General features: G+C 71.2%; 11 protein-coding genes and 1 pseudogene. 4 read left to right on the top strand and 8 right to left on the bottom strand.

Features of this window, described 5'->3' with window-relative positions; all coding sequences use genetic code 11:
- Positions 1–29: 29 nt before the first annotated feature.
- The 3 genes from ACIPFH_RS19675 (at position 30) to ACIPFH_RS19665 (ending at position 2,726) form a co-directional block, all read left to right on the top strand.
- Positions 30–689 (top strand): DUF5825 family protein, encoded by a 660-nt coding sequence (locus ACIPFH_RS19675; RefSeq protein ID WP_401827956.1) that lies wholly within the window; start codon positions 30–32, stop codon positions 687–689.
- A gap of 416 nt (positions 690–1,105) precedes the next feature.
- Entirely contained in the window at positions 1,106–1,459 is a 354-nt protein-coding gene (locus ACIPFH_RS19670) for a DUF805 domain-containing protein (protein WP_401827955.1), read from the top strand.
- A 412-nt stretch (positions 1,460–1,871) separates the two neighbouring features.
- Entirely contained in the window at positions 1,872–2,726 is an 855-nt protein-coding gene (locus ACIPFH_RS19665; protein WP_401827954.1) for a family 16 glycosylhydrolase, read from the top strand.
- Positions 2,727–2,978: 252 nt separating this feature from the next.
- On the opposite strand, the gene ACIPFH_RS19660 is transcribed toward ACIPFH_RS19665, so the two are convergent.
- Positions 2,979–3,968: an aldo/keto reductase gene (locus ACIPFH_RS19660; RefSeq protein WP_401827952.1), complete on the bottom strand. Its 990-nt coding sequence runs from the start codon at positions 3,966–3,968 to the stop codon at positions 2,979–2,981.
- Positions 3,969–4,417: 449 nt separating this feature from the next.
- On the opposite strand from ACIPFH_RS19660, the pseudogene ACIPFH_RS19655 reads away from it, so the two are divergent.
- Positions 4,418–4,600, top strand: a pseudogene (locus ACIPFH_RS19655) (WhiB family transcriptional regulator); the annotation flags it as partial.
- A gap of 365 nt (positions 4,601–4,965) precedes the next feature.
- On the opposite strand, the gene ACIPFH_RS19650 reads toward ACIPFH_RS19655, so the two are convergent.
- The 7 genes from ACIPFH_RS19650 to ACIPFH_RS19620 all read right to left on the bottom strand — a co-directional run bounded on the left by ACIPFH_RS19650 (position 4,966) and on the right by ACIPFH_RS19620 (position 15,004).
- Complete coding sequence (locus ACIPFH_RS19650) at positions 4,966–6,522, bottom strand: polysaccharide lyase family 1 protein (protein ID WP_401827951.1); 1,557 nt, start codon at positions 6,520–6,522, stop codon at positions 4,966–4,968.
- 729 nt (positions 6,523–7,251) lie between these two features.
- On the bottom strand, positions 7,252–7,827 hold the full coding sequence (locus ACIPFH_RS19645) for a hypothetical protein (protein ID WP_401827950.1): 576 nt from the start codon (positions 7,825–7,827) through the stop codon (positions 7,252–7,254).
- Positions 7,824–9,218: a hypothetical protein gene (locus ACIPFH_RS19640; RefSeq protein WP_401827948.1), complete on the bottom strand. Its 1,395-nt coding sequence runs from the start codon at positions 9,216–9,218 to the stop codon at positions 7,824–7,826. The genes ACIPFH_RS19645 and ACIPFH_RS19640 overlap by 4 nt, the downstream gene beginning before the upstream one ends.
- Positions 9,215–10,048: an ABC transporter ATP-binding protein gene (locus ACIPFH_RS19635; RefSeq protein WP_401827946.1), complete on the bottom strand. Its 834-nt coding sequence runs from the start codon at positions 10,046–10,048 to the stop codon at positions 9,215–9,217. The genes ACIPFH_RS19640 and ACIPFH_RS19635 overlap by 4 nt, the downstream gene beginning before the upstream one ends.
- Entirely contained in the window at positions 10,045–10,863 is an 819-nt protein-coding gene (locus tag ACIPFH_RS19630; protein WP_401827945.1) for a zf-HC2 domain-containing protein, read from the bottom strand. Before ACIPFH_RS19630 ends, ACIPFH_RS19635 begins: the two co-directional genes overlap by 4 nt.
- Positions 10,860–11,420 (bottom strand): RNA polymerase sigma factor, encoded by a 561-nt coding sequence (locus tag ACIPFH_RS19625; RefSeq protein ID WP_401827943.1) that lies wholly within the window; start codon positions 11,418–11,420, stop codon positions 10,860–10,862. Before ACIPFH_RS19625 ends, ACIPFH_RS19630 begins: the two co-directional genes overlap by 4 nt.
- Positions 11,421–12,064: 644 nt before the next feature.
- Positions 12,065–15,004 carry a hypothetical protein gene (locus tag ACIPFH_RS19620; protein ID WP_401827941.1) on the bottom strand — a complete coding sequence of 980 codons (2,940 nt, stop codon included), beginning with the start codon at positions 15,002–15,004 and terminating at the stop codon, positions 12,065–12,067.
- Positions 15,005–15,006: the final 2 nt, after the last annotated feature.

Raw genomic sequence — 15,006 nt, 5'->3', positions numbered from 1 at the left:
GGCTCCCCGACCTGGACGAAGGACCGCACATGACAGCCAGCGCACCGAACCTCACGATACGAGCCTGGCGTGACCTCGACGCCCAAGCCCGTGGCCTGCCGGGCATGTCGCTGGGATCCCTCCCGGTGACTCCGCAGCCTCAGCAGGCCGACCGCCTGTGGGACCTGGGCGTGCGGCACGCCGAGCTGGACACCACCGTCGACCTTTCCACCGACGATCCCGCGACCCATCGCAGCCTCGTGGACCGGCTGTGCCTGGTCCGCGATCTCACCGCACGGGCCGTCTCCGTCGACTGGGACCTTCGGCTGTCACCGCAGGAGGCCGCCCACCAGTGGAAGGTGCTGTCCCACCTGCAACCACCCCGCACCCTCACCGGCCTCGAGGGTGCCGACGAGGCGCTGCACGCATGGCGGACCCGGCACTACCTGTGCAAGCTGGTCTGGCGCCAGGGCCCGGGCTTCATCCAGATCCGCGACCGCCGCTGGGGGGACCTGCGCCGCTTCACCGCCGACGAACCCCGGTACCGAGAGGCCATCACCCATCTCGACCAGGGAACGCATCACGCCGGCGTACCCTCCGACGTACTGGACGAGTTCACGGCCGAGCATTTGGTCCTGCGCGTCGGTGAGCTCGCGTGGTGGCTGCCCTACCGGGTCTCCCGCTGGCTCCAGGAGGCCATGGCCGTGTGAGCCGCGAAGGACGACCCCTCCTTGACACCAACTCGCTCAAGACCGGGGGCCCATGGGCCGGGCAAGGTCCTGTCTCTCCTCCTGCATGTGATCATCCCCCGTCCTCCAGTGCGCCGTTCCTCCCACGCACCGTCATCGGTGACCACTTCCCTCCGCGCATCGGTCACCGCCCGGCGGACGGCTGACGGCGGTCCTACATTCGGCGCCGGATCCGCTCGGCACGGAATTTCGCACCCCGGCGGGCGGTTCCTCAGCGGGTTCAGCCGGCAGTACGCCTGCCAGGGAGCGTCCTGCCTGGTCACCGTAGGGCTGCGGCCTCATAACAGGTTGCTTCCCGCAGGACAAAAGCTTGGATCCAACCACCTGGCCTGATCTGATGGAGACAAGCAAACAACATCCCTGGGGGGACGAGAAATATGCACTGGTACCTAGACGTGCTGAAGAAGTACGCGGTGTTCGGCGGGCGCGCCCGTCGGCAGGAATACTGGATGTTCACCCTGTTCAGCGTCATCATCAGCATCGTGTTGGCGATCATCGACGCCGTAATCGGTTCGAGCATCCTCGGCATCGTCTACTCCCTCGCCGTTCTGCTGCCCTCTCTGGGGGTCGCGGTCCGGCGTCTGCACGACACCAGCAGGTCCGGCTGGTGGATCCTCATCGCCCTCATCCCGCTGGTCGGCGCGATCGTCCTGCTCGTTTTCCTCGCCAGCGAGGGCAAGCAGGAGCCCAACCAGTACGGCCCCAACCCCAAGCTGGCCCCGGCCTACTGAGGCCCGCAGCGCCGAAGGCCCGCCGGAGCGTTCCGGCGGGCCTTCGCCGTGCCCGCTGCCGGGCAGTCCGTCGCGAGCAGCGGCTCTACTGGTGCGGGAGAGGTGGTCGGGATCGCCGAATGCGGTGTTGCCCATCGGGCCGTCGGCACCTTCACCGACCTCGTCGGCACTCGTCTCTGTCCGGCACTCGTCTCTGTCCGGCACTCGTCTCTGTCCGGCACTCGGGGAGCCGGTTCACCAGCCGCGTGGACCACACACCCGTTCAAGCCGACAGGAGTCCACCAGGGCTCGATCCACACCGTCGCGCGCAGGTCATGCCGCAAACTGCGCCCGACAGTTCGGCACACCCTCACGTGGGCAGGGAAGCAGATCCTGCTCACCGTTTTCCGTACGACCCTTCAGGAGCAGCGCGATGAACCGACCCACCCTCCTGGCGCTCGTGCTGGCGTTGAGCGGACTGCTGGGCGGATGTGGCTCCGCTCCGGACACGCACTCTTCTCCGGCCGGGCAAGAGCCTTTCTGGCGGGCGGAGTTCGACGGCGTGGCGGCCACCCGCCCGTCGGAGAAGTCCTGGAACACCGAAACCGGGAACCGGGACGCCGAGGGGTGGGGCAACAATGAACTGCAGTACTACACGGACGATCCGGCCAACTCCAGCCTCGACGGCGCGGGTCATCTCCTGATCTCGGCGCGGCCGGCTCCCGCCGGGGCCGAGCTGCCGTGCCACACGCAGGAGTTCTGCGCCTGGACGTCGGCCCGTCTGACCACCGAGGCAAAGGTCGCGCTCACCCACGGACGCGCGGAGATCCGCGCGAAGGTACCCACCGGCACGGGACTGCTGCCGGCGATCTGGATGCTGGGCGACAACGGAGCCGAATGGCCCGAACAAGGGGAGATCGACATCTGCGAGGTGGTCGGCGCAGAACCGCGCACGGTGTACGGCACCGCGCACGGGCCCACGTACTTCAACGAGAACGGGATCGGCGGCTCCCTCGCCCTCCCGGCCGACGCGTCGAAGGCCTTCCACACGTACGCCGTCGACAAGCAGCCGAGACGCATCACCTGGTCCGTCGACGGAAAGCCGTACTTCACCTTGACGCCGTCAAAGCTGCCCGCACCACGCGACTGGGTCTTCGAGCAGGACATGCACCTGCTGCTCAACGTCGCCGTCGGAGGCGACTGGCCCGGCCCTCCCGACGCCTCGACGCCCTCCCCCGCCACGATGACGGTCGACTACGTGCGCTTCTACGGCGAGGGCCGCGCATGACGGTCCGCGACGCCACCACGTCGGCCCGCCACCCCTCGGGTGACACGCGAGACTGCCTCCTGCTCGGCCTCGGCTCCCGCGTCGGCGAGAGATCCACCTTGCCTGGTGCCTGGACGCTCCTCATGGGCGGCCCCAGGTGAACCCCTTCGCCGACTTCGGGTGCTTTCCTGCACTGGATCGCCATCGAGTGGCCGCCTTCCGCCAACCAAGCTCCCCTGCCTGGTCGGCCGCGAGCGCCCACTCACCGGTCCGTCAGCGGTTGACGGATCGCATCCCTGCCTCGTCATACCGCTCGCCCGCCGCCTCGGGCAGCTCCGCGTCGATGCGGGCCAAGTCGTCCTTGGTCAGGGCGATGTCGACCGCGGCGGCGTTCTGTTCCAGGTAGGTGCGGCGCTTGGTGCCCGGGATCGGCACGAGGTCCTCGCCCTGGGCCAGCACCCAGGCGATGGCCAGCTGGGCCGGGGCCACGTCCTTCTCGGCGGCGATCTCCTTCACCTTTGCCGCCAGCCGCCGGTTCGCCTCCAGGTTGGCGTCCTGGAAGCGCGGGTTCTCGCGGCGCCAGTCGTTCACGTCCAGCTCGTCCGGCGAGGTGAACCGGCCGGCAAGGAAGCCGCGGCCGAGCGGCGAGTACGGCACGAAGCCGATGCCCAGCTCACGGCAGGCGGGCAGCACCTCTGCCTCCACGTCCCGTGACCACAGCGAGTACTCGCTCTGCACCGCGGTGATCGGGTGCACGGCGTGGGCGCGCCGAATGGTCTCCGCGCCGGCTTCGCTCAGGCCGATGCAGCGCACCTTGCCCTCGGCGACCAGCTCGCCCAGCGCGCCGACCGTCTCCTCGATGGGGACGTCCGGGTCGACCCGGTGCTGGTAGTACAGGTCGATGTGGTCGGTGCCCAGACGCTCCAGGGAGCCGTGGACCGAGCTCCGGACATGCTCGGCCGAGCCGTCCTGCGGGCCGACCGTGCTGATCTCGCCGGGTACGGCGTTGTCCATCCGGTAGTTGAACTTCGTCGCGATCACGTACTCCTCGCGATGCCCCCGGATCGCCTCGCCGACGAGCGACTCGTTGGTGAGCGGCCCGTACATCTGCGCGGTGTCGAGGAAGTTCACCCCGAGGTCGAGGGCACGCCGGATCGTCGCGATCCCCTCCTCCTGATCGGTGGATCCGTAGAAGGCGGACATTCCCATGCACCCCAGACCGATGGCCGACACCTGGAGGTCCCGCACATTGCGCTTCTGCATGCCCTATCCCAGCCTTTCCCTGCACACTCGTTCATCGTTCGGACCGCACGAAGCCCCTCGTCCATCCAGCGACGAGTTCCCGCGTCCGGCATCCCGTGAGAGGCGCCGGACGACAAAGGCTTCGTGCACCTCGGTGTCTGCGACGCTACGACCTGGAGCGCACTCCAGCGCAAGCCGACCCTTCGGGCGAGCCGGCACTGCGCATGTCGTTCTGCGTGACCACCGGCTGGTGCGCAGCTCCGGCGCGGGCCGCTGTGGCAGCTCGCCGAAAGTCCGGACGCGCTCCCCGCGGATCACACCGACCGGCCCTTATCGCTCACACCGTCGATCCTCTATCGCAAATACGACATATAAGTCTAAGATGCTCGGAACCTCTGCCGGAGCCTCGGCACAGTCATGCGCCGTAGCCATCGCTCGCCCTGCCTTCAGGCGGCCTTGAGAGGTGCACCATGACCAGCTCATGTTGCGGACACCCGGCAACTTCCGACTGGCGCGATCAAGCTGCCTGCGTCGGAGAAGACCCCGAGATCTTCTTCCCTCTCTCGGACATCGCAGCTCCTGGCACAGAGGCCTCGCTGGCCCGAGCGGTGTGCCGCCGCTGCGCCGTACTCGTCGACTGCCGCGACTGGGCGATCGAGCACGGCGAGGACGACGGGATCTGGGGCGACACAACGGCTGCTCAGCGCCGGACCATACGGCGGGCGAGGCGGGCGACGACAGAGCCGGTGCGTCCGATCAGGCGCCACAGCAACGACGTGGGGTAGGTCGGCGAGCCCTTGGTCACTCCATGTGTCTACGCCACTCGCCGACGCCCGCCTCCCCGTCCGCCGCCGAACGCCCCGTCGCCGCGTCAGCGGGTGCCCGAAGCATCCTGACCTCCGGCGTCACCCACCGCGGTGAAGTGCCCTGCCTCGTCGGCGGAGACCTCCGGCCGGCCCGGCGGAATCGTGAACCGGCCGGCCGCTCGCGCGGCCGGCCCGGGGCACCGCCGTTCCGGTCAGGCGTAGGTCTCGAACTCGGCCACCTTCGGTGTGGCGCTCGAGCCCGTGATCTCGAAGGTGACCTTTTTCAGCGAGGTGGACGCGAATGAGACGGCGCCCGCTCCGCTGCCCGAGGTCAGCACCGCCCCGGTGTCGCCGTTGAGCACCCGCCAGGAGCCGATGTTGCCGGTGGCGCCGGAGGCCTCCCGGAGGTTGATCTTGGAGATGGTGGTCGCCGAGCCCCACTTGATCGAGATGGAGCCGGTCGAGCCGGTCGGCGACCAGTAGGTGCCCACGTCGGCGTCGCGGACGTTGCCGTAACTGGTGCCGGCCGCCTTGCTGGAACCGTCGGAGTCGGCGCCGACGCTCAGGTTGGTCCCGGCGGGCGGGGTCGGCGTCGCGGTGGCCGTCGGCGTGGTGGTCGTCGTCGGCGAGGGAGCCGAAGTGGCGGTCGCGGTGGGTGTCGTCGCCGTGCAGTTGCCGTCCGACACCTTCAGGCCGTTGTTGGCCCCGGCCGTCGCGGTCACGATCGACGGCACGCAGGAGGCGGCGTCGAGACTGTAGGAGTAGGGGATGCTGACCGTCGTGTTCGACGTCGGGTTGGGCCCCGCGGGGTTGTTCTCCTCGCCCGGCTGCGACCAGGTCACGTTGTCGAAGATGTTTCCGCTGACCTGCCAGTATCCCGGCATGTCGGTGTAGAAGGTGCCGAGGACGTCCTTGGAGTCCTTGAAGTAGTTGTTGTCGACCTTGGCCTTTCCGCCGGCCCTGGGGTTGATGCCCGATTCGTTCAGGCTGACGTAGTAGTTGTTGTAGACGTGGGCGGTGGCGCCCCGCAGCAAGGGCGTACGGGAGTCGATGTTCTCGTACCGGTTGTGGTGGAAGGTGACCGGCCCGTTGGCGAGGTCGCTGTCGCTGGAGCCGACGAGACCGCCGCGGCCGGAATTGCGCAGGGTGCTGTAGGACAGGGTCACGTACCGGGTGTTGTCCTTCATGTCGAACAGGGCGTCGAAGCCCTCCGACTCGCCGCCCGAGGCGATCAGCGTGGCGTGATCGACCCAGACGTTGTGTACGTCGGCCTCCATGCCGATGGCGTCACCGCCGTTGGATGTGGGTGAACCCGACTTCTTCACGTTCTGGACGGTCACGTTCTGGACGATGATGTTGCTGGACTGGCGGATGTGGATGCCGATCTGGTCGAACACGGCTCCGCCGCCGACGCCGACGAGGGTGACGTTGCTGATGCCTTTCAGCTCGATCACACCGGCGGCGGTGTTGCAGCCGGCGCCCGACACCTTCGCGGTGTTGCCGACGGTGATGGTCCCCTCGACCTGGATGATGATCGGGGTGCTGGTGCCGGCCCGGCTGCACAGGGCCTGGTGGATCTGGGTGCCTGTGGTGGCCTTGACCGTCGTCCCGCCGGCGCCGCCGGTGGTGCCGCCATTCTGAGTGGCGAACCCGGTCGCGCCGGTGCCGGCCGCCGACGCGGTGGGCATGGACAGGACCACACCTGCCGTCGCCGCCAGGGCCAGCGTGCCGAGTGCCGCTGAGAGTCGCAGAGCGACTGGCTTTCTCATCCTCGCCTCGTCTTTCGTCATCGCGTAACGGGGTGCCGCGCACGTCCGTGCCCGGATCGAGGGGCCGTCACGGTCGCGCACCCATGCCATGTCCATGCCATGCACGAGTCGTAGCAGGCCCCTGCCGGCCCGGTGCGGATGCCGTTCTCGCGAGCCGGAAGGGGCGGTGGTGTTGATGCAGTGCGGGCGGCAGCTGGTACTGCCGGCGGTGCGACCCCCATGCGGGCGACGCGGCCGAGTGCCAGGCCGGGGCACACGCATGCCAAGGCGGCTCAGGTGGTGACGCTGCCGAGAGCGGGACGCCCCGGGGGAACGGGGCCGCAGCGGTCCGGGCCGACCCCTGCCACTGATGCCCGCCACCGTGGCCACGGCGACGAGCGCGATGCGTCCGCGCCCCGGAGCGCATGCCGGAGTCCTGGCGCGTCGGCACCTCAATGCGGTCAGCCCGGGTCGGCCCCGCGCCGGATCGGTTGCGGCGAGCGGGCCGCCCGCGGCTGATACCGCGGACCGCTTCCCCGGCTGGGTCAACGAAGCAACCGGGAAAGCGCTTTCTCCACGCGAGAATAGGGCGAGCGCCGGGGGCTGACAAGTATGTGAACACTGATCGACTGGTGGACCTTGTCCCCTGCTCGTCCGAGGCCCGGCTTGCTATGCAGAGCCATGAACCTTTACGTGCAGCCCCGCACGCCACCGACTGAGTTCACGTACATGAACACGGACCACCTCCGGTTACCGCCTCGGTCCCGCGACGGCGTAGGCCGCGGTGCCGACGACCGTGAGGACCAGGGCCGTCCAGGTGCCCACTGCCGTGCCGGGTGGCAGCAGCATCCAGGTCGCCACCTGCATCGGCGCGCTCGTCAGGGGCGGGGCGAAGAACGAGAACGAGAGCCAGGCGAACGGCAGCGTCCATGCGTACTGACCGCCCGCGAGAGCAGCGCCCAGAGCGGCCAGTCCCATCAGGCCCGCGCTGTCCCGGACGACGAACGCGGTGGTGGCCAGGTCCTCGCCCATCGTCTGCGCTGTCAGCGACACCGCGGCGACGACCGCGCCGGCGAGCAGCACGTGCGCCGCTCTGCGAGGCACCCAGCGGATCGCGGCCGTCCGGTCCAGCGCGAGGTCCTGCCCGCCGAGCCCGATCGAGGCTGCCATCGCCCCCGCGGCGAGGACGAGCACGGCAGGCCGCGGATCACCGGACCCCTCGCCCCCGTCCCGGGCGAGTGCCCACAACGCGACCGCGCCGATCACCACCGCGACGATCGAGGCGGGCACGTGTCGCGAGCGCGCGTACAGCGTCAGCCATCTCACCGGGACGCACCGCCTTTCAGGGCGTCGTACACGTCGCCCTCGCAGGAGAGCGCGGCGGCGCGCATCGCGTTGATCCGCGAGAGCTGTTCGGCCCGCGGCAGCGCCTTGAGTTTCGTCCACATCGGGCGAGCCTCGGCGTCGGCCTCGCTGCCCAGATGTGCCGACTGTGTGCCGGGCAGCGAGGTGAGGTCCCCGAGGACCCAGCTCGCCGCGACGGTCTGCGCGACGCCGTCTCCCGCGCCGCTCCAGCCGACGGGGACGCACCCTGGCACCATGCCTTTGGCGATCAGAGCCGACGTCAGCTCACGGCCCTTCGCGGCGGCGATGATGTCGTCGTCGAAGTCGAAGACCACGGTCGTGCGGGACCACTGCGGTGTGGAGCCTTCCGGCAGCACGGCGGTGTTCTCCCGGACCGAGACCGGCGCCTGTCCACCCAGGGCGCCGTGCAGCAGGCGCAGCGCCTCCTTACCGGGACCCGCCAGGTCGGCGAGCCGCGCCTGGTGTGTTCTGGCCACGCACACCGGGCCGTCGCACACCAGCTCCGCGGCGGCCTCGTCGACGACGTACATCCGGCGCGGGTCGGAGGGGAGAACGAGCAGGGCGATCACCGCGCCCGCCAGGACGGGAGTGAGGGCGGTCAGCCGGGCGCGCGGGGTCGCGGCGACCAGCAGCGCGAAGCCGGTCGCGGCCATGCCGAGCAGCCAGATCGTCTGACCGACGTGCACGGAGGCGGAGAGCGTGACGAGCACATCGCGCACCTCCTGCACCGTCGGTGACAGCAGCGAGACCCGGTTGGGCTCCGTGCCGGGCATCCCCGGCGCCGTCTCCGTCTTTGTCCGGCCCAACGACATGTGCATGAGAACCGTGAACACGAAGGCGCTCATGGCCAGCGCGGGCGGGGTCAGCGCAGACGGCAGGGCCCGCCCGGCCCCCATGCCCAGCACGGCCCCCGCGACGAGGAAGAGTGCCCCCACCAGCGAGATCGGCAGCCACCTCAGATGCGTGTACCCGGTGTGGGCGAACACCTGGACCGCGCCGACGAGGACGAGAAGCGCGAAGGCCGAGGCCAGCGTGATCGCCGTCGTGCCCGCCAGCGTGGCCGCGCGGTGCCAGGCGGGCCGCGGCGTGCTCGTCAGCAGCTCGGACGTCTTCGAGCGGTGGTCGCGCAGGCCCTGCAGCGCCCCGAGTCCCACGGCGAGCGGCCACAGGTAGAACAGCAGGGAGCGGGTCCACATCGCCATGGACGTCCACTGGGCCGTCCAAGCCGTGGTGCCCCTCCACCACGCGGCGTCCAACAGGTACAGGAACGCCAGCGCCGTCGTCAGGACCAGGGCGCCGGCCCACGGTGCCACGGAGCACTTCAGTTCGATGCGCATGACGCGACTGCTCACCAGGCGCCCCTTCCCTGACCGGGGCCCTGGAGCAGCGCCGAGTAGCCGCGCTCCAGCGGGCTGTCGCCCACATGCTCCGGGCCGCCCGCCGCCGCCAGGTCGTCCGGGGTGCCCTGGAAGACCAGTCGCCCCTCGGCGAAGAGCACCACGTCGGTGCAGGCGGCCGCGACGTCCTCCACCAGGTGGGTCGAGACGAGCACGCAGGTGTCCGTGCCCAGCTCCTGCAGCAGCTGTCGGAATCGCAGCCGCTGCGCCGGGTCCAGACCGACCGTCGGCTCGTCCAGCAGCAGGATCGTCGGGTCGTTGACGATGGCCTGGGCGATGCCGACCCTGCGCACCATTCCGCCGGACAGAGCCTTCATCCTGTCGTCCGCGCGGTCCGCCAGACCCACCCGTTCCACGGCGCGCTGCACCGCCCCGGGGATCTCGGCCTTCGGCACCTCCTTCAGCCACGCCATGTACTCGACGAACTCGCGCACGGTGAAGCGCTTGTAGTAGCCGAACTCCTGCGGCAGGTAGCCGATCCGGCGACGCAGCGCACGGTGCTCACCCCTGCCCCCCGTGGACTCGCCGAGCATCTCCAGGGTGCCCGCGGTGGGGCGCAGTACGGTGGCCAGTGTCCGGATGAGGGTGGTCTTGCCCGCCCCGTTGGGGCCGAGGAGACCGTGTACGCCGATGCCCAGCGACAGGTCGAGCCCGTCGACAGCCATGCGTTTCGTGCCGACCCTGACCTTCAGCCCGGTCGCCTGGATCTCCCAGGCGTAGGCCGTCGGTGCGATGTCGGCCGCGCTCACCGCGGACGTCATGTGGTGTTCCTTTCCGATGGTCATCGATGCGCTCCCAGCACGGAGTACGCACCTCTGCGGGCGATCACGACGCCGACGCCGAGTGCGAGGATCAGCCCCCACGCGGGCAGACCGCCCGACTGCAGGGCGAAGGCCGTACGGCTGGTGGCCAGGGTCGGCGCCACGACGACGGCGGCCCACACGGCGGCCAGGACCACGGCGGCGCGGGTCACTCCGACGACACCGCCGAGCGCCAGCGTCGCCGCTGTGAAAGCCAGACAGGGCAGCAGCCACTGAGCCACCATCACCCCCGTCACCCATCCGCCCACCAGCAGCGCGGGAAGGACCACGCCGAGCACGGACGCGGTACGCCGCAGCACGAGATACAGCCCGGCCCTGGGCACCGAGGCCGTCAGTTCGTACGCCGGGTCAAGACCGCGCGCCCAGGACGCCGCGACGCCGAGCACGGGCAGGACCGGCGCGAACAGCAGCACCAGCGACACTTCGCCGGAACCGATGTCGACCCGGTCGAGCAGCAGGGCCAGCAGCGTCACGCCCACGACCATGGCCAGCCACGGCACCATCGTGGGCGTCATCCACCTCGCCACCCGCGCCGACCAGCGCCGGCCGCGCGGCATCGTGACGGTGACCGCCAACCGGGGTTCGAGGGCTGACCAGACGGTGTCGACCAGCGAGGCCACGGCGGGCACCCCCGCGGCCACAGCGGCGGACAGCCGGTCACGGCACACCCGGCACGCCTCCAGATGGGCCTCCACGGCCCACACCTCGTCGGCGGCGAGTTCCGTGCCGCCGCGCGCGTAACCCTCGATGATCCGCATCGACGCGTGTTCCACACTCACGCCAGCGCCCTCCGCATCGCGATACGGGCCCGGCGGGCACGGGTCTTGACCGTGCCCTCGGGCAGCCCGAGCAGGACCGCGGTCTCCCGGACGGAAAGCCCGTCGAGCACCATGGCCTGCAGTACCTGTCTCAACTCCGGCGCGAGGCGACGCAGCGCGTCCCCGACATCACCGCCGACGGTCGCCGCGAGCGCCTCCTCCTCGGCGGCGGGCGCCGCGTCGGGAACAGCGACGGCCGGCGGCGGCTCGGCGTGGTGGGCCCTGCGCCGGAACGCGTCGACCAGGCGGCGCGCCGCGATCGTCCACAGCCAACCAGTGGCCGTCCCTCCGACCGCGGCTCCGGCGAACGCACCCGCCGCGCGCCACACCGCCAAGTAGGTCTCCTGCATGACCTCCGCGACGAGCTGCTCGTCCCCACACCGGCGGCGCAGCCGCACCGCCATCCACGGCGAAGTACGCCGGTACAACTCCTCGAACGCGGCACGGTCGCCTTTTGCCACCAGCCCGACGAGACGCTCCTCGTCCAACTCGTGCAGCGCTGCTCTGACTGACCTCACACCCGCTAGACGCCCGAGCCGGTCCGCAGGTTTTCCCCCCGACGTGATCCCCGCCACATGCGGGAGAACCGTGGGTTCCACGCAACTGATTTCGCCGTCACGCCGAAGTGGCTTCGCCGGTCTGGACGGTGCCGGTCTCATGGGACAGGGCGGCGTGCCTTCACCGCATCGCGCTCAAGGCGTGCGAGATCTCGCAACCATGGGGCCGTCACCGTTGACTCATCGAGCGGACCACGTCCGGGCTCGCCGGCCGCCCGCCACCTCACCGATGTGTGACCGCGTGGATCCGCGCGCTCCGGATGCACCTGCTCGCCGTGCATGACCCGGGGTGTAACCGGCAGCGGCGCCCTGCCGTCGTAGTGCCCGGTAGCCGTCCGGCCGCTCTTCCCGTGGGTGCGGTCGCCGTTCCAGGACGCGGCGGCCTGTCGCTGGCGCGGTCGCCTTCCTCGCCCATTCGCGCCCGCATCGCGGCCGGGCCCGCGTTCTCGGAACGACGGTCGCCCCGGGCGGGTGGCCGTCGCGGGCGCCGGCGGGTCACCGGGATGGACTACGGCCCGGCCGTGCCTGCTCCTGGGCTGATCGTCGTCGATGGCCCAGGGAGGCGGGCCGGTGCCGGGGTGGGCTGTCGCCCCGGCACCGGCGCGTCACTCCTCGTCGCGCAGCCGCGCCGCCAGGGAGAGCAGCTGCTCGCGCTCCTCGGTGTGGCCCAGGGCGGTCAGGCGGGAGACCGCCGCGTCGAGGCGGGCCAGGGCGGGGGCGGGGCGTTCCAGGTAGAGGCCCTCCACGGCGCCCGCGAGGCGGACGCACTCGGCCCACTCGCCGGCGCGGTCGTCGTGCTCCCCCGGCTGGCCGAGCAATGCGAGGGCCTTCTCGAGGGCGGCCAGGGCCGCCTCGTACTCCCCGGCGTGGGCGTTGACCCGTCCGTGTTCGTACGCCAGAGCGGTGTCCAGAGAGCGGCCGTGGGCCTCGTGTCCGGCGGCGCGGGCCTCGTCGGCGATCCGGCCGGCGTCCGCGAGGAGGGCGAGCGCGTCGGCCAGGCCGTCGGAGCCGTGCTGCTGAGCCTGGAGGCGGGCGAGTTCGCGCAGGCAGTTGCTGACCTGGTCGTAGCTCGGGGCCTCGGCGTGGGCTGCGAGTGCCCGGTCGGCGGCCTCGCGGGCCCGGCCGAACTCGCCGGACTCCCCCAGGAGGACGGCCGTCTCCGCAGCGATCATGGCGTGGCTTCCCGGGTCGTCGTCCCAGTCGGCCGACTCGGCCGCGAGGGCGACGAACTCCGCCGTGGCGGACTTGAGGTCCTCCCCCACGTGCAGGGCGCGGGCGCGGGTCAGCCGCAGTTGGGCGACGAGCCGGTCGCCCAACTCTCCGGCGCCGACGTCCGGTTCCGCGAGCAGCGAGTCGAGCAGAGCGATGCAGTCCTCGACGCGGCCCAGATCGAGGCTGAGCCGAGCCACGTCGCTGTACGTGCGGAACGCGTCCGTCCGGCTACCGCGGCGAAGCTCCAGCTCCGCGCAGCGCGTCAGGTGCCGCAGGGCCTCGTCGGGGCGGCCCAGGTGCAGACAGGCCTGGGCCAGATCGCTGTGCAGGCGGGAGGTGCCCACCGCGTCGGCCGGCCAGTCGGCGGCCAGTCGCAGGCCTTCGGTCAGGTCCGCGTGCGCGGCCTGCGCGTCCTGGAGGGCGAGCTGGAGCCGGCCGCGCAGGCCGAGCGTGCGGGGCAGGTGCCAGGCGGGGCCGTGCGTCTTCAGCCGGTCGAGGACGGTGTCGATCTCGGTGACCGCGGCGGGCAGATCGCCGGAGATCGCGTATGTGCTGGCCCGCAGCAGCAGGGCACCGGAGATCTGCCCGGCGAGGTCGTGCCGGGTGGCGAACGCGTACAGCACCTCCACCTCGGCGAGAACCGGCGCGACGTGCGCCTCGCTCCCCGACGCCTGCAGGCGCAGACCGAGCGCGGTCGCCCGCAGCCTCAGCAGACGCCCCTCCAGGAACGGCGCGAGGCCGGGCGTCTCCTCGTGCAGGCGGACCGTGGACGCGTGGGCGGCGGTCAGCGCGGCGGCCTTGGCCTCGGCTCGGTCGGCGCCCTGCGCCGGGGTCTCGGCGGCGGCGAGCAGGGCGCAGGCGCGGGCGACCGCCGCGTGCCCCGGCAGTCCGGCGTCGTCGTACAGGGCCGCGGCCTCCTCGTGGAGGGCGGCGGCGTCGGCGAACTCGTCCTTCTCGCCCGCCCGACTCGCCTCGTCGGCGAGCAGGTCCGCGCGCAGTCGTACGAGCGGGCCCACGGCCGGGTCGTCGGGGTGGGTGTAGTCGCGGGCGGCGACGAGGGTGCGCAGCCGCGCCCAGCAGGCGTGTTCGTCCGGGTGCCCCTGCTCGTCCAAGTCCCGCGCCCGGAGAATGAGTTCAGGCAGCGAGTCGGGGACGGCGGCGGCCGCACGGGTGGCGGGCGCGGCAACCGGTGCCACCGGGGCCACGTCGTCGAGGCTGCGGGTGCGCAGGGTCAGCTCCAGTGTGTCCAGGAGCGGGGCACGGTCGAGGCGGGCCCTGCGGCGGTCGGTGTGGGCCGTGGTTCCGTTGCGGGCGTCGAAGCGGGCGGCGAGGCCGTCCGCGCGGCCGCGTACCTCGGCACGCAGGCCGGCCACCGTCCAGGTACGGCCCGCGTATCCGACGGCGGGCAGTTCGCCGTGGCCCAGGGCCTCGACCCGCTGGAGGAGGACCTCCACGCCGGTGAGGAAGCCGAGCAGGTCCAGTGGCGAGTCGACCTCGTCGAACAGGTTCCGGTTCTCGGCGAGCAGTTCCAGACCGCGGGCCTCGTTGCCGGTGAGAGCACAGAACTCCAGGTGCCGGCCGACCTCCTGGGACATCGAGGGGTTGCGGCGGCAGCCGCGGTAGCCGGCGAGGTGCAGTTCACGGGCCCGGTCGGTGTGGCCGGTGCGCAGCAGGGGCAGCAGCGCGTGCGAGACCGAGCGGGCGGGCTCCTCCTGGCAGGATTCCTTCCCGGCCAGCACGGGCTCCCAGGTGCGCAGCGCCCGCTCGTCGTCGCCCGCGCCGAGGTGGTGCAGGGCGCGCTCGCAGATCTCGCAGGCCTCGCAGTCGCTGAGCCGGGTGCGGGTGCGCCCCGCCCACAACTCGTAGGCGAGGGTGGTGTCTTCGCCGACGTGGCCGGCCAGCAGGTACGCCTGTCCGTAGTAGGGCTGGAGGTCGAGACCGGCCTTCTCGTACCGGTCGCGCATCTCCGTCAGCCACTGGCGCAGGCTCGCCAGCGGTATCTCGGGCAGCGCGCGCAGCGCGCCGGCCACCCACTTGAACCGCCAGAACAGCAGGTGTCGCAGGCGCTCGTCGAAGACGTCGGGCTGCTCGTCGAACAGGGTCAGCAGCCGGGCGAAGACGACGGGCGACTTCCGGGGTTCGGAGCCGTAGGTGTACGCCTCCTGAAGTTCGAGGAGCGCGTGGACGAGGGGGACGGGCTCCGCGAACTGCTCGGCGGCGTCGACGAGTTCCTCGGCGGTGACGGTGCGGGTACGCCCGTAGGGGCGCCGGTCGTTCTCCTGGAGCGCCTGGAACAGCTCGTCGGTGGTCCGTGGAGCGGGTGCGGTCGGCATCG

It is taken from the genome of Streptomyces sp. NPDC088157, from assembly GCF_044741545.1.
Taxonomy (GTDB): domain Bacteria; phylum Actinomycetota; class Actinomycetes; order Streptomycetales; family Streptomycetaceae; genus Streptomyces.
Note: the sequence above shows the minus strand (reverse complement) of the source record. Positions and strands in the feature narration are given on the sequence as shown.